Below are 20,960 nucleotides of genomic sequence, written 5' to 3' on the forward strand. Positions count from 1 at the left end.
GACGACCGGAAGATCGCCCGGATCTCGGCGCGGCCGAGCTCCTTCTCCTCGTAGACCGGCTTGAGCATGCCCTTGAGCGCGCTCTGGATCTCGTCGATGGCCTGGTAGATCACCGAGTAGTACCGAATGTCGACACCCTCGCGGTTGGCGAGCTCGGTGGCCTTGCCCTCGGCGCGAACGTTGAAGCCGATGATGATCGCATCCGATGCCGACGCCAGGTTGACGTTGGTTTCGGTGACGCCACCGACTCCGCGGTCGATGACGCGCAGCTCGACCTCGTCGTCGATCTCGATGCCGAGGAGAGCCTCCTCCAGCGCCTCGACGGTGCCGGAGTTGTCGCCCTTCAGGATCAGGTTGAGCTGACTCGTCTCCTTCAACGCGGCGTCCAGATCGTCCAGGCTGATGCGCTTGCGCGTTCGCGCGGCCAGGGCGTTGCGCTTGCGCGCGCTGCGCCGGTCGGCGATCTGCCTGGCGATGCGGTCTTCGTCGACGACCAGCAGGTTGTCGCCTGCACCTGGCACCGACGTGAAGCCGATGACCTGGACGGGCCGCGACGGCAACGCCTCTTCGACGTCCTCGCCGTGCTCGTCGACCATGCGTCGGACGCGGCCGTAGGCGTCGCCCGCCACGATCGAATCGCCGACCCGCAGCGTGCCGCGCTGGATGAGCACGGTGGCCACGGGTCCACGACCACGGTCCAGGTGCGCCTCGATCGCGACGCCCTGAGCCTCCATGTCGGGGTTGGCCCGCAGGTCCAGGGTGGCGTCGGCGGTCAGGAGCACCGCTTCGAGCAGAGCGTCGATGTTGGTGCCCTGCTTGGCCGAGATGTCGACGAACATGGTGTCGCCACCGAAGTCCTCCGCGACCAGGTTGTACTCGGTGAGCTGCGCCCGAATCTTGGCCGGGTCGGCGCCTTCCTTGTCGATCTTGTTGACCGCCACCACGATCGGCACGTCGGCCGCCTGCGCATGGTTGATGGCCTCCACCGTCTGCGGCATGACGCCGTCGTCGGCGGCGACCACCAGGATCGCGATGTCGGTGGCCTTGGCGCCGCGAGCACGCATGGCGGTGAACGCCTCGTGGCCCGGGGTGTCGATGAAGGTGACGAGCCGTTCGTTGCCGTCCAGTTCGGTGAGGACCTGGTAGGCGCCGATGTGCTGGGTGATGCCGCCTGCCTCGCCCTCGCGGACGTTGGCCTGGCGGATGGTGTCCAGCAGTCGCGTCTTGCCGTGGTCGACGTGACCCATGACGGTCACCACCGGCGGACGGAACTCGAGATCGCTCTCGTCGCCCTCGTCCTCGCCATAGGTGAGGTCGAACGACTGCAGCAGTTCGCGGTCCTCGTCCTCGGGGCTGACGACCTGGACGACGTAGTTCATCTCGCTGCCGAGCAACTCCAGCGTCTCGTCACCCACGGACTGGGTGGCGGTCACCATCTCACCGAGGTTGAACAGCGCCTGCACCAGCGAGGCCGGGTTGGCGTTGATCTTGTCGGCGAAGTCGACGAGCGATGCACCGCGGGCCAGCCGGATGGTCTCACCGTTGCCCTGGGGCAACCGCACGCCACCGACGACCGGCGCCTGCATGTTCTCGTACTCGGCGCGCTTCGCCCGCTTCGACTTGCGGCCACGACGGACTGCACCGCCGGGACGACCGAACGCGCCTGCCGCGCCACCACGTTGACCGGGACGGCCTCCGCCGCCACCGCCACCACCTGGGCGACCGCGGAAACCACCTGCGGGAGCGCCACCCGGGGCACCGGCGCCACCGGCGCCGCCACCGCGGTAGTTACCGCCGCCGCCTGCACCGGGGGGACCACCGGGACGACCGCCGCCACCGCCGGGCCCACGGGCACCAGGGCCGGGACGGGGTCCGCCGGGACGACCGGTCGCACCTGGCCGGGCGCCTGGTGGACGTGGCGGCATGTTGCCAGGCGTGACACCTGGTCGTGGTCCGCCACCGGGACGCGGCGGGCCGCCCGGACGGGGCGGTCCGCCCGCACCCTGGGGCGGGCGCGGTGCCGGACGCTCGACCGGCTGTTGACTCGAGAACGGATTGTTGCCGACGCGCGGTGCGCGCGGGCCGGGCCGGGGAGCACCCGGCCGGGCGCCGCCCGGCGTCGGGGGTGCGGCAGGTGGGGCGACCTCAGCCTGGGGCGCCTGGGGAGCCTGGGGAGCCTGCGGCGCCGCCTGGGGCGGGGCCGGCGGGGCGGCGGCCACCTCGGGTACGACGGGGGCCGGGGCTGCCGGTGCCGGCGTCGGCGTTGCTGGCCGCGGGGCGGCGGGCCTGGGGCCCGCCGGCTTGGGGGCTGCCGTCGCCGGGCTGCCGTTGCCGCTGCTAGGGGCTGGCGCCGGCTTGGTCGGCGCGGCGGATGCGCCATTGCCGGACGCTGCCTGCGCCTTCGCGGGCGCGGGCTTCGACGTGCCGAGCGCCTCTCTAAGCCGCCGGGCGACGGGCGCCTCGACGGTCGAGGATGCTGATTTGACGAACTCGCCCTGTTCGCTCAGTCGGGCGAGAACTTCCTTACTGGTGACACCGAGTTCCTTAGCCAACTCGTGCACGCGGGCCTTGCCTGCCACTACATCTCCTGTCTAGGAGGCGACAGCAGTGGGCCGCGCCTCGGGTTTAGCTATGACGCATGGTCATCGGGACTTCACGGTGTGCTCATGTTCTTCGCTACCTGTTCTGTTGCCGGGCGACTTCGTGATTCCGGGATGGCCCCTTGGAGGCTTCCGAACCACTCGATCACCGCGGAGGTGTCCGGCGAACCGGTGATGCGCAACGCTCGGGTGAACGCTCGCCGCCGGATCGCTCCGTGTAGACACTGCTGGTCGGGATGCAACCAAGCACCCCGCCCGGGCAGGTTACCCGCTGGGTCGACCGAGACGACGTGATTGCCGTCTCCATCGCGTACAGCGGCCACTCGAAGCAGTTCGGCGGCCAGCCCTCGCTTTCGGCATCCGACACACGTTCGCACCGGTCCTTGAGGACTTTGGTGCGGCCGCGCGCGGGGAGCCGAACCCTCACGCTGGATCACGGCTCAGTCTACCGTCATGATCGCCGCAGAAAGAAACGCGTGCCACCTATCCTCCGCTGGAAGCTTCCTGTGCGGCCGGGGCGTCGGGCGGCGGGGCCGCATCGCTGCGAATGTCGATGCGCCATCCGGTGAGCCGTGCGGCCAGTCGGGCGTTTTGGCCCTCCTTGCCGATCGCGAGGGACAGCTGGAAGTCGGGTACGACGACGCGGGCGGCCCTCGCGGCCTCGTCGATCACGGCAACGGACACCACCTTGGCGGGCGAGAGCGCGTTGGCGACGAACCTGGCGGGATCCTGGTCGAAGTCGATGATGTCGATCTTCTCGCCGGACAGTTCGCTCATGACATTCCTCACGCGCTGTCCCATCGGACCGATGCAGGCACCCTTCGCGTTGAGACCGGACACGCGCGAGGTCACCGCGATCTTGGACCGGTGCCCCGCCTCCCGAGCCACCGCGACGATCTCCACCGAATTGTCGGCGATCTCGGGAACCTCCAGCGAGAACAACTTGCGGACCAGGTTGGGGTGGGTGCGGGACAGTTCGATCTTGGGCTCCCGCACCCCGCGCGTCACGCCAATCACGTAGCAACGCAAGCGGTCCCCGTGTTGATAGGACTCGCCGGGGACCTGTTCGGCGGGGCGGATGACGCCTTCGGACCCCTTGGCCTCGGTGCCTAGGTGCACGACGACGTTGCCGCGCGCGTTCTCCCTGGCATCGCGTTGCACCACACCGCCGACGATGTCGCCCTCGCGCGCCGAGAACTCGCCGTAGATGCGCTCGTTCTCGGCGTCCCGGAACCGTTGCAGCATGACCTGTCGAGCGGTGGTGGCCGCCACCCGACCGAAACCCTCTGGGGTGTCATCCCATTCACTGATCAGGTTGCCGTCGCCGTCGGTCTCCCTCGCGAGCACCTTGACCTCGCCGCTCTTGCGGTCGATGTCGATGCGCGCCTCGGCCTCGTGACCCTGCGTGTGCCGGTACGCGGTCAGCAGTGCTGACTTGATGGTGTCCAACAGTTCGTCGACCGCGATTCCACGGTCGACCTCGATGGCGTGTAACGCCCCCATGTCGATGTTCACTCTTCACCCTCCCTGCCAGACGCCCCGGCCAACTCGAGCTCGAGTGGACTTGGGGGTGAGAACTCCACCTGCACAACGGCTTTGACGACGTCATCAATGGATACCTTGCGAATGCGCGGCCCTGCGCGCCGGTCTGCGACGACCAGGTCGACGGATCCGTCGGCCAGCGCGCCAACGCGGCCGGTGACCTGCGCTCCGTCCGCCAGCGTCAGCTCGACCCTGCGGCCCCTCGCCCTGCGGTAGTGCCGCTCGGCGGTCAGCGGCCGATCCACCCCGCGCGAGGTGACCTCGAGAACGTAGGGAGCTTCGTCGGCGGGATCGTCGAGTTCATCCAGCAGCTCGGAGGCCAAGCGGGACAAGGTCGCCAACGACTCCAGATCCAGTCCAGCATCCCCGTCGGCCACGACGACGATCCTGGGTGGCCGAGCCGTGGCCTCGATGACGACGTCTTCCACGTCGTAGCCTGCACGGGCGAATTCCGCGTCGAGCAGCTCGATCACCTGATGCTGCGACGGCAACCGCGCAGACCGCAGCGGAATCTCCGATGCCACGGTGAGCTCCTCGTCTTGAGTTGTACGGACATGATTCCGCGGGTCGTGACGTGGAATCGAGTGTCAACGATACGCCAGCACCCGAGGCTCATTTGGCAAACGACCGCGCACCACCACCGGTCCACGGCGCGTCGACCGGGTTCGAGGGGATGGCAGGATGTTGCTGTGCCAAGCGCAGTCCCCACCGTCAGCAGACGGAGCGTGCTCGTCGGCACGGCGGCGCTAGCGGTGCTCGGCGCCGCCGTCGCGTGCGGGTCGACGACCCCGGTGCAGGAGGTGGACGCCCTCGTCGAGGTGCTCGAACGGGCGCGCGCGGACGCCGCGTCGGCAAACGCGGCTGCGGCCGCCGTGGTGGCGGCGCGACCCAAGCTCGCCGCCGCCCTCAAGGCGGTCGCCAACCAACGTGCGGCGCACGCCGGGGCCCTGACCGACGAGATCATCCGGATCTCGGGCGAGGCTCCCCCCACCAGCACGCCCACCACGGCTGGTTCGGCGTCGGCCTCGGGTCCCTCTGGGACCACCACGTCGGCGCCCCCGCCTCCTCCCCCACCCAGCGCAGCGCAGGTCGTCGCCGCCCTCGAGCAGTCGGCCGACGGTGCGTCGCTGCTGGCCGCGAATCAGTCGGGCTACCGGGCGGGCCTGCTCGGGTCCATCGCGGCGGCGTGCACGGCCCTGACCGCCGTCACCCTTGCCGACGTCGGGACCGCGCCATGACCTCGCCGACGAGTGCCGCGCCGAGCGAGGATCGGCCTGACGACGCCGCTGACGCCGCCCTGTACGACGCGGTGGCCGTCGAGCACGGCGTGATCTACGGCTACGGCGTGGTCTCCGCGCACGCCACTCCGGACGTCAACTATCTGGTGTCGGCCGCGTTGGCCGGGCACCGCGATCTTCGCGAGGAGGCCATCGCCAAGCTCACCGCTCGGAACCTCGCCGCACCCCTGCCCGCGTCGGGTTACCGAATGCCGATCGACGTCGACAGTCCCTCCGACGCAGCCAAGCTGGCGGTCCGCATGGAGGAGGACTCCGCCGTGGCGTGGCGGGCGGTGTTGGAGCAGGCCAAGGCGGGCGACGACCGCAAGTTCGCCGTCACCGCACTGACGCAGTGCGCGGTGACGGCGGCGCAGTGGCGCGAGGTGCTCGGCATCGTCCCGAGCACGGTCGCCTTCCCCGGCGGCACCGAATAGTTAGCCGTCCAGTGCCGCCACGATCGCCTCGGCGGCACCGTCGGCGGCAATCTCCTTCGTCTCGCCGGTGAAGCGGTTGCGAAGCTCCACGACGCCGTCGGCCCAGCCGCGGCCCACCACGACTGTCCATGGGACTCCGAGCAATTCGGCGTCCTTGAACTTCACCCCCGGTGAGGCCTTGCGATCGTCCAACAGCACCTCGAGTCCGAGGACCTCGAGTCGGCCAGCCAATTCCGTTGCGCCAGTGGCGGCTTGCGCATCCTTGTTGGCGATGACGACGTGCACGTCGAACGGCGACACCGATGACGGCCAGCGCAGCCCCTTCTCGTCGTGGTGCTGTTCGGCGATCACCGCCACCAGTCGGGACACCCCGACGCCGTAGGAGCCCATGGTCAGCCGCACCGGCTTGCCGTCCTCGCCGAGCACGTCGGCGCTGAACGCGTCGGCGTACTTGCGGCCCAGCTGGAAGACGTGCCCGATCTCGATGCCGCGGGCGCTCACCAGGGGTCCAGCCCCATCCGGTGACGGGTCACCGTCGCGCACGTCGGCGACGTCGATGGTGCCGTCGGCCACGAAGTCGCGGCCTGCCGCCAGCCCCGCGACGTGCTTGCCTGGTTCGTTGGCCCCGGTCAACCACGTGGTGCCGTCCACCACACGTGGGTCGACGAGATAGCGAACGCCGTTGTCCAGCAATGCCTTTGGCCCGATGTACCCCTTGACCAGGAACGGGTTCCTTGCGAAGTCCTCGTCGGCGAGCATCACGTACTCGGCGGGCTCCAGCGCGGCGTCGAGCCGCTTGCCGTCGACCTCGCGGTCGCCGGGCAGCCCGATGGCCAGCAGCACCCAGTCACCCCCGGGGAGGCGGGTCTTCAGCAGAACGTTCTTGAGGGTGTCGGCGGCGGTGACGGTGCGCCCGCCGAACTCGGGGATCTGCGCGGCGTTGGCCCAGTCGACCAGGGTGGCGATCGTCGGCGTCTGTCCGGTGTCGTAGACGACCGGTTCGGGGAGCCCGTCGATGGGCAGTGGCTCGGGGGCCGTGGTGACGACCGCCTCGACGTTGGCCGCGTACCCGGACTGCAGGCACCGCACGTAGGTATCCTCGCCGACCTCGCTTTCGGCGAGGAACTCCTCTGACGCGCTGCCGCCCATGGCGCCCGACGTCGCCGCCACGATGACGTAGCGGACGGCGAGCTTGGCGAAGATGCGGGTGTAGGCCTCGCGATGCGCGTGATAGGCGTTCTTGAGGCCGTCGTCGTCGACGTCGAAGGAGTAGGAGTCCTTCATGATGAATTCGCGGCCCCGAAGGATGCCCGCGCGGGGACGCGCCTCATCCCGGTACTTGGTCTGGATCTGAAACAGCCGGAGCGGGAAGTCCTTGTAGGAGCTGTACTCCCCCTTCACCGTCAGCGTGAAGAACTCCTCGTGGGTGGGGCCGAGCATGTAGTCGTTGCCGCGGCGGTCCTTGAGGCGGAAGACGCCGTCACCGTACTCAGTCCAGCGGTTCGACGTCTCGTACGGCCCTCGAGGCAGCAGCGCCGGAAATCGGACCTCCTGGGAGCCGATCGCGGCCATCTCGTCGCGGACCACCTTCTCGATCTTGGTCAGCACCTTGAGCCCAAGCGGCAGCCAGCTGTACAGGCCTGGCCCCACCGGTCGGACGTAGCCCGCCCTGATCAGCAGTTTGTGGCTCGGCACTTCGGCGTCGGCCGGGTCGTCGCGCAAGGTGCGCAGGAACAGCTCGGACATGCGGGTGATCACAGCCGACAACAGTAGTCAGTCGCGTCCCTGCCACGTGCACACGCACGCCTCGTTGCCCTCGGGATCGGCCAGCACCCAGAACGCGGGCGCGGCGGCGTCGGAGAGGAGCAGGCCGCCCGCGGCGATCGCGGCGGCGATGCGGGCCTGCGCCAGCTCGGGTGGCACGTCGACGTCGAGGTGGATGCGGTTGCGCTGCGGTCGCGGGGCGTCCATCTGCTGAAACCAGATCGCTGGACCGCGGCGGAGGGGATCGAGCAGCGCGCCGTCGGGCAGATCGGGCGGGCTCGGCTCGTCGACGTATCCCGTGACGGCCTGCCAGAACGGCCGGACGGCAGGGATGTCCATCGCGTCGATGGCGATCTCGATCGCTTGCGGTGTCGCCGAACCCTCGCCGGGCGCAGTGCCAAGCGCCTTCTCGGCGAGCGCAGCCGTCACGCGGGCCGCGAGGTCCAGGTCGTGCGCGGTGACCCGGCCCGCCGCGAGGGTGTGCAGCCGCAACACCACGCGATCGGCGTGCACGTCCGCAGTGAGATGCCCGTCGCCGTCGTCGCCGACGGCGTCGACCGCGACCGCCGCGACGTGCACCGCCGCCGTCAGGGACGCGACGGGCACGTGCGTGAGCAGCGCACCGAGGATCAGTCGCCAGCCCAGCGGGTCGGCCACGGCGGATGCCTCGCCGCGCGTCGGGAAGGCGGCGGGTGGGGTCACAGCTCGCCCGCCTCGACCGCTTCCTTGGTGTGCTGGGCCCTGGCGATGTCGCGGGCCGAGAAGCCGATCCAGAACGCCGCGATGCCGACCAGGATCGACACGCCCGCGACCCACAGCAGGGAATAGGTGTAGCCCTCGCCGAGGGCGTCGAGCTGCGCGGGCGTCATGTTCTTGACCGGCCCGGTGGTCCCGCCGAGGTAGAGCGTGCGCGACGTCTGGACCGCCATGATGACCACCAGGACCAGCGGACCGCCGAGGTTCTGCACCATGAGCGTGATGGCGGATACCGGCCCGATCTCGCGGGGGCCCACCCCGGCGACCGCGCACAGGGGCAGGACCACCGAGATGATGCCGATGCCGAAGCCGCCGACCACGATGGGCAGGAAGAGGTCGGGGAAGTACGGGATGGTGCGGTCCAGCGTCGAGCCGTAGAGCATGGCCGCCAGGACGAACAGACCGCCGCCGATGATCAGCCAGCGCGGTGCGATCAACGGCGCGAGCTTGGTGGCGATGACGTTGCCCACGCCCACGGCAACGGCGAACGGCAGGAAGCAGATGCCCGCGCGCAGAGCCGAGTAGCCAAGCACGTCCTGCGCGAGCAGGCCGACCATCACCGTGACCGTGAGCAGGACGCCGCCGCCGAGGAACCACGCGGTGAGGGTGGCCACCCGATTGCGGTTGTTGAAGATCGAGAACGGCACCAGGGGGTTCTCGGCCTTGCGTTCGGCAAGCAGGAACGCGACGAAGAAGCCGATCGACGCGATGGCGGCACCGATCACCCACGGGTCCACCCAGCCGCGGGGTGGACCCTGCGTGAAGACGAGTACCGCGGACGTACACCCGAGCGTCGCGAGCAGGGCGCCCGTGATGTCGAGCTTCAGCCGTTCGTGGTGCGTCTCGCCGATCCGCAGCCACGCAATCACGATGATGACGATGCCGATGGGCACGTTCATGAGGAAGGCCAACCGCCACGACACGACGGTCAGCAGACCTCCGAGGACCAACCCGAGGACCGACCCGGTGGCCTGCATTCCCGCCGACACCGCCATCGCCTGATTGCGCGCGTGGCCGACGGCATACGTCGTCGCGATGAGCGCCAGCCCGGTCGGGGCGGCCACGGCCGCTCCGATCCCCTGCAGCGCCCGCGCGGCGACGAGCGTGTACTCCTCCTGCGCCAGTCCGCAGACCAGGGAGGCGATGGTGAATACCCCAACCCCGGAGAGAAACGCGCGCTTCTGTCCGATCGCGTCCCCAACTCGGCCGCCGAGCAGGAGCAGCCCGCCGAACGTCAACACGTAGGCCGTGATGACCCAACTCTTGCCCGCATCGGACAGGTCGAGATCGGCCTGCATGCGCGGCAACGCGACGATGACGATGGTGCCGTCGAGCGTCGACATGAGCTGCATGCCGGTGATGGCGACGATCGCAATGCCAAGCACCGACGAGGACAGCGGCGCGGTCGAAGGCTCCGTCGCCTTGGAGGAACCGCCCGCGGAAGACATTGCCAGACACCCTACCCAGGTCGGGCGCGGCGCAACCGGGCTAGCCGATGTCGGCGGTGGCGGCGTTCTCGCGTTGAGGCACCAGATCGTCGAGCCTGCTGCGCAGCGCGTCGGTGACCAGGCCCCAGGCGTCTGATCCGAGCACCAGCCTGCGGGGCGGTTCTGCGGAGTCACCCGCGCGGATGATGGCCGCGACCGTCTTCTCCTGGCTGTCGACCATGTCCTCGGGCGAGGTCGGCGGCCGGTCGGCGGGTCCCCCGCGGTATGGCTCGCTGAGCGCGACTCGGGTCGCGGCCTCGAAGAAGCCGGTGCGGACGACACCTGGCTCGACAAGGGTGGTGCGGATGCCGAACGGCTCGACCTCCTGGGCCAGTGCCTCGTAGAAGCCCTCGATGCCCCACTTGGTCACGTGGTACAGCGAGAAGGCGGGGAAGGCGAGGTGTGCACCCATGCTCGACATCTGCAGGAGCAGTCCGCCGCCCTGGGCGCGGAGATGCGGCACCGCGGCCCTGGCCAGTTGGATCGACCCGGTCAGGTTGGTGGCGATCATCTGCTCGATGTGGTCGTCGCTCAGGTCCTCGGCGACGCCGAAGACGCCGTAACCGGCGTTGGAGACGACGACGTCGATTCGCTCGTGTGCGTCGAACGCCGCGTCGACGACGGCGCGCAGGGCGTGGGTGTCGGTGACGTCGAGCGCCTTGGCCCACAACGCGTCGCCGTAGCGTTCGGCGAGGTCGTCGAGCTGCTCGGCGCTGCGGGCGGTCACGGCCACGTGATCGCCGCGCGCCAGTAGTTGTTCGGCCAGTTCGCGGCCCATTCCCCGCGATGCTCCCGCGATGAACCAGGTCTTGGGCATTGGATCTTCCCTTCGTCGTCATCTTTGTCTTCGCTCTCACCAACGACCGGAGGCGCACTGGCAATCCATTCGGTGGATGAGGGTTTCGGATCCAGCCCATACGGAATTTGCATGGCTAGGCTGACCGGATGGAGGACATGACGTTGGCGGGACTGCGGGTGTGCCGCGAGATCGCCCTGCTGGGCTCGTTCACCGCCGCCGGGCGGTCGCTGGGTTACTCGCAGCCGGCCATCTCGCGTCAGGTGGCCGCGATGGAGGACGCCGCGGGTCTGCCGCTCTTCGTCCGCAACGCCCGTGGCGTGGGCCTCAGCGCGGCCGGCGCCGCGATCGTCGAGCATGCGGGGCGCATCCTGGCCGACGTCGACGCGCTGCGGCGTGACCTCGACGCGCTCGGCGATCGCCTGGCCGGCCGGGTACGGCTGGGTGTGTTTCCCACTGCCGCAGCGGTTCTCGCGCCTCGAACGATTGCCCGGCTGGCGACCGAGCACCCCGGCCTGACGGTACGGCTGAGCGAGGCGTCGACCCCGGCGCTGCTGCGCGACGTGCGCAGCGGCCGACTCGCCGTCGCGGTGATCGGCGCAGGCGCCGGCCTCCCGGACTACGACCTGAACGGGTTGGTGGCGCACACGGTGTCCGCAGGCGATCTGTGCGTGGCGGTGCCGAACGGGCACCGACTCGCCAATGCCGCCGTGGTGAAGGTCCACGAATTGGCTGCCGAGCCGTGGGTGATCGGCACGGGCGCGGCGGGTGATCCGCAGTTCACCGCGTGGCCGACGTTGGCCGATCCGGTGATCGCCTACCACGTGCGGGGCTGGCCTGCCCGCCTCGGGCTGGTGGCAGCGGGGCTGGGCGTATGCCTGCTGCCCGAGCTGGCCGCTCCCTCGGTGCCGACCGGGGTGACGACGGTGCGGGTGGAGGACCCCAACTGGTTGGGCCGCGTGACCCTCGCCGTCGTCCGCCAGGGACCTGGGGCGGAGGTGCTGGCCGTGGTCGATGCGCTCAAGGACGCGGGACTCGGCATCCGCGCGGCCGCAGGGAAGAGTGCGACGGGCTAGATCTCGCCCGCGTCGATCGCTTCCTTGACTTCCTGAGCCTGCGCGACCTGTTGAGCGGTGTAGCCGATGAACAGCGCGACGACGCCGACGATCACGGCCACGGCCGCCACCCAGAGCAGTCCGTACGTGTAGCCCTGGTCGAGTGCATGCAACTGTGCGTCGTTCATGTTCTTGACCGGGCCGGTGGTGCCGCCGAGGTAGAGCGTCCGGGAGGTGATGACGGCCTGGATGACGGCGAGCACGACCGGACCGCCGAGGCTCTGCAACATCAACGCGATCGCGGACACCGGACCGATCTCGTCGAAGGCGACGCCCGCGATGGCGGAGACGGTCAGTGGCACCACGATCAAGCCGATGCCAAAGCCGCCGACGGTGATCGGGATGACCAGGTTCGGGAAGTACGGGATGCCGCCGTTGAGCGTGGAGCCGTAGATCATGGCCGCGAGGACGAAGACGCCGCCGATGATCACCAGGATTCGCGGCGGGAGGATCGACACCAGGAACGACGACAGGCCGAGGCCGATTCCAAGGGCGACCACGAACGGGATGAAGCCGATGCCTGCGCGCAAGGCGCTGTAGCCCATGATGTCCTGCACGTACAGACCGATGAGCACGGTCAGCGTGAACATGACGCCGCCGGCCAGGAACACCGCGGCGAAGGTGGCGACCCGATTGCGGTCGCGGAACAGGCTGAACGGGACCACTGGGTTGACCGCGGTGCGCTCGACGTAGAGGAAGGCGCCGAACAGGACGAACGCGGCGATGCAGGAGGTCAGGGTCAACGGCGACAGCCAGCCCCTCTCGGGTCCCATCGAGAAGCCGAACACGGCGGCGGTGCAGGCCAGCGTGGCGAGGATGGCACCGGCGGCATCGAGCTTCATCCGCTCCTTGTGCGTCTCGCGCAGGGTTCGGCGGGCGAGGTAGATCATCAGCACGCCGACGGGGACGTTGACCAGGAAGGCCCAGCGCCAGGACACCTCGGTGAGGGCGCCGCCGACCACGAGGCCCATGACGGAGCCCACGCCGGTCATGGCGGCGAAGACGGCCGTGGCGGTGTTGCGCGCAGGCCCCTTCGGGAAGGTGGTGGCGATCAGGGCCAGTCCGGTGGGCGAGGCGATCGCCGAACCCACTCCCTGCAGCAGTCGCGCGACGACCAGAGTGCTCTCGTTCCAGGCGATGCCGCACAGGATCGAGGCGATGGTGAACAGCGCGACGCCCACGATGAAGGTGCGCTTGCGGCCGATGGTGTCACCGAGGCGGCCGCCGAGCAGCATCAGGCCGCCGAAGGTGAGGACGTAGGCGGTGATCACCCAACTCCGGCCCGCGTCGGACAGATTGAGCTCGTCCTGAATCTTGGGCAGCGCGACGATCGCGACCGTGCTGTCCATCGTGGCCAGCAATTGCATGCCGCCGATCGCGATGACCGCGGCAACGAAGCGACGCGACGGCAGCCACTCCGGGTACCAGCGGCTCTTCACGATTTGCGCCTGGGTGATGGGCATGGGCATGTGTGAGGGCTCAGCCCGCTCGTCACCGGTTTCCGCGTCACGCGCGATGGCGGCGCGGGCTGCGTGGTTGAGAGCCGTCATAACGGCCGACCTTACAGTAATCTTAAGAACCCTTTAATTCGCGAACGCCGCGACGGCCCCGATCACGATGATTGCGGGGGGTCGAATGCCGTCCGAGCGGATCTGCTCCGGCGCCTCGGCGAGAGTGGTCCGCAACGTGCGTTGCGCGGCCGTCGTTCCGTGCTGGACCACCAGAACCGGCGTTTCCGCAGGTCGGCCGCCTCCCAGCAACACCTTGGCGAAGAGCTCGATGCGCTCGACCGCCATCAGCAACACGATGGTGCCCGACAGCGCGGCCAATGCATCCCAATTCACTAACGATTCGGGGTGCCCCGGCGCAACATGGCCGCTGACCACCACGAACTCGTGCGTGACACCGCGATGGGTGACGGGAACGCCCGCCAGCGCAGGAACCGCTATGGCGCTGGTCACACCGGGCACGACCGTGACCGGAATGCCCGCTTCCGCGCATGCGAGGACCTCTTCGTGGCCGCGGGCGAACACGTATGGGTCACCGCCCTTGAGCCGGACGACGAACTTGCCTGCCCTGGCTCGATCGATCAGCACCGCGTTGATCGCATCCTGGGCCATCGCGCGCCCATACGGGATCTTGGCGGCGTCGATCACCTCGACGTGGGGTGGCAACTCGGCCAGCAGCTCTTGCGGAGCGAGGCGATCGGCGACCACCACGTCCGCGTTGGCGAGCAGTCGACGCCCCCTGACCGTGATCAGCTCGGGGTCACCAGGGCCGCCGCCGACGAGCGCGACGCCGGTGTGCTGCGAACCAGGTGCCTGGACCTCTCGATGCCCACCGATCACGCCTTGCTGCAGCGCCTCGTGGATCGCCGATCGGATCGCGGCCGAGCGACGGTGTTCTCCCCCGGCCAGCACGCCGACGTTGAGTCCGTCGTACTCGAACGAGGCGGGGGTCACGGCCGTGCCGTCCCGTGCGACGTCGGCCCTGACGCAGAAGATCCGAAGCCTGTCGGCTTCGGCGACGACGGCCTCGTTCACCAGGGCGTCGTCGGTCGCGGCGATCGCGTACCACGCGTCCTCGAGGTCGCCTGCCAGGAAGTCGCGCAGCACTAGCGTGATTCCGTCCAACGCCTCGACCGCGGGTGTCGCCGCCCGGGTGATCACGTGGACGTCGGCGCCGTTGGCGAGCAGCAGTGGGATCCTGCGCTGCGCGACGCTGCCTCCGCCGACGACGACGACCTTTCTGCCGTTCAGCCGGAGGCCGACGAGGTACGCGTTGTCGGTCATCCTGTTCCCCGCGCTCAGCCCGTGCCGCCGCGGCGCACCATGGGAATGTGCGGAATGCCGTCGTCGAGGAACTCCTCGCCGTCACGCACGAAACCGTGCTTGGAGTACATCTCTTCGAGGTAGACCTGCGCGTTGATCCGGCACGGGTCGTCGCCGACCTCGGCCAGCGCGGCCTGCATCAAGCGGCTGGTGTGACCATGGCCACGGGCGCTGCGCTTGGTGCACACCCGGCCGATGCGAAAGACCTTCTCCCCGCCGGGGTGTTCCTCCATCAGACGCAGCGTCGAAATCACCCGCCCGTCGGGATCCTCGAGCCAGAAGTGCCTGGTCTCGGCGAGCAGGTCGCGACCGTCGAGCTCGGGGTACGGCGTGGCCTGCTCGACGACGAAGACCTCGACGCGCAGTTTCAACAGTTCGTACAACGTCGCCGCGTCGAGATCCTTGGCCCAGCTCCGCCTCGGGGAGATCATGGCGTTCCCGTCATACGGGGACCGCGGGCACGTCCGTGGCCTTGGCGTCGAGCTTGAGCACCTTGGTACCCCAGTCCCACACTTCCTCGTACAGCTTTGGGTTGCTTGACAGTTCGGTGCCCAGCGACGGCACCATCTCCTTGAGCTTGGGCTGCCACCCCTCGAACCGGTCGGCGAAGCAGCGCTCCATCACGTCCAACATGGCCGGGACCGCCGTCGAGGCCCCCGGCGAGGCACCGAGGAGACCGGCGATGCTGCCGTCGGCCGCCGAGAGAACCGTGGTGCCGAACTCCAGCACGCCCCCGGCACCCTTGCGACGGATCACCTGCACGCGCTGGCCGGCGATGTCGAGCTCCCAGTCGGAATCCACTGCGCCAGGCGCGAATTCACGCAACGCGTCGACTCGATCCTCTTCGCTGAGCACCAGCTGGCCGACGAGGTACTTGACCAGACTCATCTCGGTGAGACCGACGCCCAGCATCGAGGGCAGGTTGTTGGGCTTGACCGAGAACGGCAGATCAGTGACCTTGCCCTGTTTGAGGAACTTCGGCGACCACCCGGCGAACGGGCCGAACAGAAGATACGAACGACCGTTGATGACACGGGTGTCCAGGTGCGGCACGGACATCGGCGGAGCACCGAGCGGCGGTGCGCCGTACACCTTGGCCTGATGCGCGGCCGCCAGCGTCGGGTTCCCGGTGCGAAGCCACTGACCGCCGACGGGGAAACCGCCAAACCCCTTGGCCTCCTTGATGCCCGACTTCTGCAGCAGCGGCAGCGCACCGCCGCCTGCGCCCACGAAGACGAACTTCGCGTTGATCTTGCGGGTGTGTCGAGTGCGGCGGTTGGTCACCTTGAGCGTCCAGCTGCCGTCGGATTCCTTGCTCAGGTCGCGCACCTCGTGCCCGAACAGCGTGGTCATCCCGCGCTGGACGCCGAACCCGAGAAGCTGCCGGGTCAGCGAGCCGAAGTCGACGTCGGTGCCGTCCTGAGTCCAGTTCAGCGCCACCGGTTCCGAGGGGTTGCGCTTGGCGGCCATCAACGGAAGGCGGCGGGCGAACTCGTCGTGGTCGTCGATGTACTCCATCGTGGCGAACAGCGGGTTCTGTACCAGCGTCTCGCGGCGACGCTTGAGGTAGTCGAGCTTTCCCACGCCGTGCACGAAGCTGACGTGCGGGATGGGGTTGAGGAAGCTCCGGACGTCGGGCAGTACGCCGTTCTCGACCGAGTGGGCCCAGAACTGGCGGGACACCTGAAACTGCTCGTTGACGTGAACGGCCTTGCTGATCTCGATGGTCCCGTCGGGCCGCTGCGGGGTGTAGTTCAACTCACACAGCGCCGAGTGGCCGGTGCCCGCGTTGTTCCACGGATCACTGCTCTCCGCGGCGGCGCCGTCCAGCCTCTCGACCAACGTGATGGACCAGTCCGGCTCCATCAGGCGCAGCAGAGTGCCCAGCGTCGCGCTCATGATGCCCGCACCGACCAGCACGACGTCGGTCTTTACGGTCTTGGCTACCTCAGACACCTGATCCTTGACCCTTCGTGGTCGCACACCCGTTCGCGACGGCTTTGCAATCTGATCAGGTTATCCCGTGGCGGCTGCGCACAGTTGGTCGGCCGACACCGAACCTCGCGTCCCGTCCGACACCCCGGCCCGCATACAGTTGAGGCCGTGACACGGAGGGAACCTGGCGGGGAGCCCAGCTGGGATCCCGACGTGCTCCCCGGCTATTGGCAGCAAACCCTGCCGCTGGGCAAGGACCCGCACGGCGAGGGCGATCTCGTCGCCACCTTGGTCAGACGCGGTGAGCCCGGAGGTTCCCGCCACGCCGTGCTCGCCCTGCACGGCTATACCGACTACTTCTTCAACACCGAACTCGCGGACCACTTCGCCGAGCGCGGATTCACCTTCTACGCGCTGGATCTGCACAAGTGCGGCCGGTCACGGCAGCCCGGCCAGACGCCACACTTCACCACCGACCTCGCGCGGTACGACACCGAACTGGACCGTGCGATGCGCATCATCGCCGCCGACACGGCGGCGTCGGGGGCGCCGAAGATCTGCGTGTACGGCCATTCCGCGGGCGGATTGATCGCCACGCTGTGGCTCGACCGGCGACGGCGGCGCAACGCATCGGCACCCGCCGAGGGCTTGATCCTGAACAGCCCGTTCTTCGACCTGCACGGTCCTGCGATCCTGCGTTCTGCGCCCACGTCCGCAGCGCTGATCGCGCTGGCGCGGGTCCGCAAGCGGCAGGTGATCCGCAAGCCGACCCCCGGCGGCTACGGCACCACCCTGCACCGCGACTACGCGGGCGAGTTCGACTACGACCTGGACATGAAGCCCCTCGGCGGGTTCCCCATCACGTTCGGCTGGATCAACGCCATCCGACGCGGCCAGGCCCGGCTGCACCGTGGACTCGACGTGGGCGTGCCCAACTTGATCCTTCGCTCCGACCACAGCGTGCACGAAGCGCCGGAGCCCGAGGCCATCCAACGCGGGGACGCGGTGCTGGACGTCGACCAGATTGCGCGTTGGGCCGGCTGCGTGGGCAACCACACCACGATCGCGCCGGTCACAGACGCCAAGCACGACGTCTTCCTATCCCTCGCCGGACCACGCGCCGCCGCCTACGGTGAACTGGACCGCTGGCTGGACCACTACCTTCGCTCCGAAACCCGAAGCGCCTCAACACGATCCGGACGGAGCTAGCCGCGTGGAACACTTCGATCTCGCGATCATCGGGACCGGCTCGGGGAACAGCATTCCCGACGACCGATTCTCGGCGAAGAAGATCGCGATCTGCGAGGAGGGCACCTTCGGTGGCACCTGCCTCAACGTGGGCTGCATCCCCACCAAGATGTTCGTCTATGCCGCGGAGGTGGCCAACATGGTCACCCACGCGTCGCGGTATGGCGTGGACGCCAAGATCACCGACATCCGTTGGCAGGACGTCGTTTCCCGTGTGTTCGGCCGCATCGACCCGATCGCGCAGGACGGCGAGCGGTACAAGCGCTCCTTGCCGAACACCACGGTGTACCGCAGCCACACCAAGTTCAGTGGCGTCACGGCCGACGGCGGCTATCGGCTGCGCACCGCCGACGGCGACGAGTTCTCGGCCGAGCAGGTGGTGATCGCCGCGGGATCGCGGATCAACGTGCCGCCCGCGATCCAGGAATGCGGGGTGCACTACTACACCAGCGACACCGTGATGCGCATGGCCAAGCTGCCTGAGCACATGGTGATCGTCGGCGGCGGTTTCGTGGCGGCCGAATTCGCGCACGTGTTCTCCGCGCTCGGCGTGCGGATCACGATCATCGTCCGCGGCAGCTCACTGCTGACCCACTGCGATCCGTCGGTGTGCGAGCGGTTCACCAAGCTCGCCGGCGACAAGTGGCATCTGCAGTTGCACCGCAACGTGGTCGCTGCGCACATGGACGGCGACCGCACCGTGTTGGAGCTCGACAACGGGAACACCGTGACCGCCGACGCCGTGTTGGTGGCCACCGGCCGGATCCCCAACGGCGACCAACTCGACGCCGAACTCGCCGGAGTCGCCGTGAACGAGGGGAAGGTCGTCGTCGACGAGTTCCAACGCACCTCGGCGCGTGGTGTCTTCGCGCTCGGCGACGTGTCGTCGGACTATCAGCTCAAGCACGTCGCCAACCACGAGATGCGGGTGGTCCAACACAATCTGCTCCACGACTGGGACGACACCGCGGCGATGGTCGCCTCCGATCACCGCTACGTGCCGTCCGCGGTGTTCACCGATCCGCAGATCGCCATGGTCGGATTGACCGAAGACGAGGCAAGGGCGGCCGGGCTCGACTTCGTCACCAAGGTGCAGCGCTACGGCGACACGGCGTACGGCTGGGCGATGGAGGACACCACCAGCGTCGCCAAGATCATCGCCGAACGCGGCACTGGCCGGCTGCTGGGCGCTCACATCATGGGCCATCAGGCGTCGTCGATCATTCAGCCGATCATCCAGGCGATGAGTTTCGGGCTGACAGCCCAGGAGATGGCGCGTGGGCAGTACTGGATCCACCCGGCGCTGCCGGAGGTCATCGAGAACGCGCTTCTTGGGCTGCAGTAGCAGCATCCTTCGGTCCTCGTTGGCTCAGCGCGGATCGGTGCCACCGACGGGGTAGGCATGGACCAGGGCCGACGACAGTTTCGGCACGGCATGGGTGAGAGCGTGTTCGGCATCGTGGGCGATGCGGTGAGCCTCGAAAAGGCTTGCGGCGGGGTCGATGTCGAGTTCGGCGTCGGCATGCAGCCGGTGGCCCATCCAGCGCATCCGGACGCTACGCACCGCCGTCACGCCGGGTTCGGCGGCCAGGGCGGCCTCGGCGGAGTCGACCAAGCTCGGGTCGACCGCATCCATCAGGCGACGAAAGACGTCGCGCACCGCGGTGCGCAGGACCGCCAGGATCGCAACGGTGATCACCAATCCGATGATCGGGTCGGCAAGGGGGACGCCCACTGCGACGCCGCCTGCGCCGAGAAGCACCGCCAGAGAGGTGAATCCGTCGGTGCGGGCGTGCAAGCCGTCGGCGACCAGCGCTGCCGAGCCGATCCTTCGACCCACGCGAATGCGGTAGATGGCGACCATCTCGTTGCCGATGAATCCGACGACACCGGCGGCCGCGACCCAGCCGACGTGCTCGATCGGGACGGGATCGATGAGGCGGCGCACCGATTCGATGCCTGCGACGACAGCGGACAGCGCGATCATCGCCACGACGAACAGTCCGGCCAGATCCTCGGCCCGTCCGAACCCATAGGTGTAGCGGCGCGTGGCTGCCTTGGTGCTCAGCGCGAAGGCGATCCAGAGTGGAATCGCCGTGAGGGCGTCGGAGAAGTTGTGGATGGTGTCGGCCAACAGCGCGACCGATCCGGAGATCATTACGATCGCGATCTGGACCAAGCCCGTCACACCGAGGGCCAAGAGGCTGATCTTCACCGCACGGATGCCCGCAGCACTCGATTCCAAAGCGTCGTCGATGCTGTCGGACGCGTCGTGGCCATGCGGGACGAACACCTCGCGCAGGGCGGCGGCGAACTTGCCTGCGCCATGGTGGCCGTGCCCGTGCCCGTGCCCATCGCCGTGGTCATGGCCGTGGCCGTGGCCGTGGGCGTGTCCCTGCCCGTGCCCGTGGCTGTGGCCCTGCCCGTGCGCGCCGTGATCGATCTCGGTTGCGCTCTCGTGTGTCACGTCAGCCACCCGCCTGCCGTGACGCGGAGCCCGGGTGCAGTGCCCGCAGTTCGCCGGCGCTGGCGTGGTGTCCAGGAACTCCGGGGCCCGCGTGTTCGGCGTTGAACACCGCGTCGGTCACCAGTTGGGCGACGTGGTCGTTCTCCATCGCATAGAAGATGGTGGTCCCCTCGCGACGGGTGCGGACCAGTCGCGCCATCCGCAGTTTCGACAGATGCTGCGAGACCGACGGCGCAGGCTTGCCGACGTGCTCGGCGAGTTGATTGACCGACATTTCGCGGTGGACCAGCGCCCACAGCACTTGTACCCGGGTGGCGTCGGCGAGCATGCGGAACACCTCGACGACCAGACCCACCTGATCGTCCGGCAGCCGTCTGGCGCATCCATCCGTACCTGCATTCATACGCAGATAGTAGTAGATGAAACGACGGAGCGGTCCGACATCGTCGAGGCCTCGGGTACGGGCCCACCTCACCCTGACGGGCGCCTCAGCCCGTCACGTCGACCCGGTCAGGTCGGCGACTTCGATGGGCCGTACGCGTTCGCCTGATCGACGGCAGTGTTCGCGTCGGTATCCCAGCGTTCTTCGATCCGGCCGAAGCGCCAGACCGCCAACGCGATCAACCACACCACCACGAACAGACCGACGATCGTGACCCCGACGAATTCGTGGTCGGCCGAACCGATGAACGCCAGCGGTCCCGACTC

At 68.6% G+C, this 20,960-nt stretch carries 19 protein-coding genes and 1 pseudogene; 5 read left to right on the forward strand and 15 right to left on the reverse strand.

From position 1 onward, the window contains the following. The 4 genes from infB to rimP all read right to left on the reverse strand — a co-directional run. Nucleotides 1-2,579 (reverse strand): translation initiation factor IF-2 (infB, locus tag ABW137_RS15420; RefSeq protein WP_526401416.1); only part of this gene is annotated, 2,579 nt, incomplete at its 3' end. Nucleotides 2,580-2,653: 74 nt separating this feature from the next. Then, a complete protein-coding gene (locus ABW137_RS15425; protein WP_526401418.1) occupies nucleotides 2,654-3,037 on the reverse strand; it encodes a DUF448 domain-containing protein in 384 nt (127 codons plus the stop codon). A 46-nt stretch (nucleotides 3,038-3,083) separates the two neighbouring features. Beyond that, nucleotides 3,084-4,115 carry a transcription termination factor NusA gene (gene nusA, locus ABW137_RS15430; RefSeq protein ID WP_526401420.1) on the reverse strand — a complete coding sequence of 344 codons (1,032 nt, stop codon included), beginning with the start codon at nucleotides 4,113-4,115 and terminating at the stop codon, nucleotides 3,084-3,086. Next, on the reverse strand, nucleotides 4,112-4,666 hold the full coding sequence (rimP, locus tag ABW137_RS15435; RefSeq protein ID WP_526401422.1) for a ribosome maturation factor RimP: 555 nt from the start codon (nucleotides 4,664-4,666) through the stop codon (nucleotides 4,112-4,114). Before rimP ends, nusA begins: the two co-directional genes overlap by 4 nt. 165 nt (nucleotides 4,667-4,831) lie before the next feature. Here rimP and ABW137_RS15440 point away from each other — a divergent pair, with 165 nt between their 5' ends. Further along, nucleotides 4,832-5,380 carry a hypothetical protein gene (locus ABW137_RS15440; protein WP_526401424.1) on the forward strand — a complete coding sequence of 183 codons (549 nt, stop codon included), beginning with the start codon at nucleotides 4,832-4,834 and terminating at the stop codon, nucleotides 5,378-5,380. Beyond that, nucleotides 5,377-5,853: a DUF4439 domain-containing protein gene (locus ABW137_RS15445; protein WP_526401426.1), complete on the forward strand. Its 477-nt coding sequence runs from the start codon at nucleotides 5,377-5,379 to the stop codon at nucleotides 5,851-5,853. Before ABW137_RS15440 ends, ABW137_RS15445 begins: the two co-directional genes overlap by 4 nt. Here ABW137_RS15445 and ABW137_RS15450 read toward each other — a convergent pair whose 3' ends face one another. Genes ABW137_RS15450 through ABW137_RS15465 form a run of 4 tightly spaced genes read right to left on the reverse strand, consistent with a single transcriptional unit; the run spans nucleotide 5,854 to nucleotide 10,677 of the window. Continuing rightward, nucleotides 5,854-7,611 (reverse strand): proline--tRNA ligase, encoded by a 1,758-nt coding sequence (locus ABW137_RS15450; RefSeq protein WP_526401428.1) that lies wholly within the window; start codon nucleotides 7,609-7,611, stop codon nucleotides 5,854-5,856. A 15-nt stretch (nucleotides 7,612-7,626) separates the two neighbouring features. Further along, nucleotides 7,627-8,319 carry a VOC family protein gene (locus tag ABW137_RS15455; protein WP_526401430.1) on the reverse strand — a complete coding sequence of 231 codons (693 nt, stop codon included), beginning with the start codon at nucleotides 8,317-8,319 and terminating at the stop codon, nucleotides 7,627-7,629. Further along, a complete protein-coding gene (locus ABW137_RS15460; protein WP_526401432.1) occupies nucleotides 8,316-9,821 on the reverse strand; it encodes an MFS transporter in 1,506 nt (501 codons plus the stop codon). The genes ABW137_RS15455 and ABW137_RS15460 overlap by 4 nt, the downstream gene beginning before the upstream one ends. Before the next feature lie 40 nt (nucleotides 9,822-9,861). After that, a complete protein-coding gene (locus ABW137_RS15465) occupies nucleotides 9,862-10,677 on the reverse strand; it encodes an SDR family oxidoreductase (RefSeq protein WP_526401434.1) in 816 nt (271 codons plus the stop codon). Nucleotides 10,678-10,805: 128 nt separating this feature from the next. Here ABW137_RS15465 and ABW137_RS15470 point away from each other — a divergent pair, with 128 nt between their 5' ends. Beyond that, the gene (locus tag ABW137_RS15470; protein WP_526401436.1) at nucleotides 10,806-11,732 is read left to right on the forward strand and encodes a LysR family transcriptional regulator; all 927 of its coding nucleotides are present in this window, start codon (nucleotides 10,806-10,808) and stop codon (nucleotides 11,730-11,732) included. Here ABW137_RS15470 and ABW137_RS15475 read toward each other — a convergent pair. From ABW137_RS15475 to mqo, 4 genes are all read right to left on the reverse strand, one after another. Then, nucleotides 11,729-13,240, reverse strand: coding sequence for an MFS transporter (locus tag ABW137_RS15475; protein ID WP_526401450.1), 1,512 nt, complete (start codon nucleotides 13,238-13,240; stop codon nucleotides 11,729-11,731). The two genes, ABW137_RS15470 and ABW137_RS15475, sit on opposite strands and share 4 nt — an antisense overlap. Before the next feature lie 114 nt (nucleotides 13,241-13,354). Next, entirely contained in the window at nucleotides 13,355-14,563 is a 1,209-nt protein-coding gene (gene cobA, locus ABW137_RS15480; protein WP_526401438.1) for a uroporphyrinogen-III C-methyltransferase, read from the reverse strand. A gap of 14 nt (nucleotides 14,564-14,577) precedes the next feature. Continuing rightward, nucleotides 14,578-15,033 carry a GNAT family N-acetyltransferase gene (locus ABW137_RS15485; protein WP_526401440.1) on the reverse strand — a complete coding sequence of 152 codons (456 nt, stop codon included), beginning with the start codon at nucleotides 15,031-15,033 and terminating at the stop codon, nucleotides 14,578-14,580. A gap of 10 nt (nucleotides 15,034-15,043) precedes the next feature. Further along, nucleotides 15,044-16,558, reverse strand: a complete 1,515-nt coding sequence (mqo, locus tag ABW137_RS15490; protein ID WP_526401442.1) for a malate dehydrogenase (quinone) — start codon at nucleotides 16,556-16,558, stop codon at nucleotides 15,044-15,046. Nucleotides 16,559-16,705: 147 nt separating this feature from the next. On the opposite strand from mqo, the gene ABW137_RS15495 reads away from it, so the two are divergent. Further along, complete coding sequence (locus ABW137_RS15495) at nucleotides 16,706-17,746, forward strand: alpha/beta hydrolase (protein ID WP_526401444.1); 1,041 nt, start codon at nucleotides 16,706-16,708, stop codon at nucleotides 17,744-17,746. 4 nt (nucleotides 17,747-17,750) lie between these two features. After that, nucleotides 17,751-19,130 (forward strand): mycothione reductase, encoded by a 1,380-nt coding sequence (mtr, locus tag ABW137_RS15500; protein ID WP_526401446.1) that lies wholly within the window; start codon nucleotides 17,751-17,753, stop codon nucleotides 19,128-19,130. A gap of 24 nt (nucleotides 19,131-19,154) precedes the next feature. Here the strand turns inward: mtr and ABW137_RS15505 are convergent, their stop codons facing one another. From ABW137_RS15505 to ABW137_RS15515, 3 genes and pseudogenes are all read right to left on the reverse strand, one after another. After that, a complete protein-coding gene (locus ABW137_RS15505) occupies nucleotides 19,155-20,087 on the reverse strand; it encodes a cation diffusion facilitator family transporter (protein ID WP_526401452.1) in 933 nt (310 codons plus the stop codon). A gap of 166 nt (nucleotides 20,088-20,253) precedes the next feature. Continuing rightward, on the reverse strand, nucleotides 20,254-20,655 hold the full coding sequence (locus tag ABW137_RS15510; RefSeq protein ID WP_526401448.1) for an ArsR/SmtB family transcription factor: 402 nt from the start codon (nucleotides 20,653-20,655) through the stop codon (nucleotides 20,254-20,256). Nucleotides 20,656-20,762: 107 nt separating this feature from the next. Further along, a pseudogene (locus ABW137_RS15515) lies at nucleotides 20,763-20,960 on the reverse strand (hypothetical protein); the annotation flags it as partial.

The sequence above is a fragment of the Mycobacterium sp. genome (assembly GCF_040509115.1).
In the GTDB taxonomy this organism is placed as follows: Bacteria; Actinomycetota; Actinomycetes; order Mycobacteriales; family Mycobacteriaceae; genus Mycobacterium.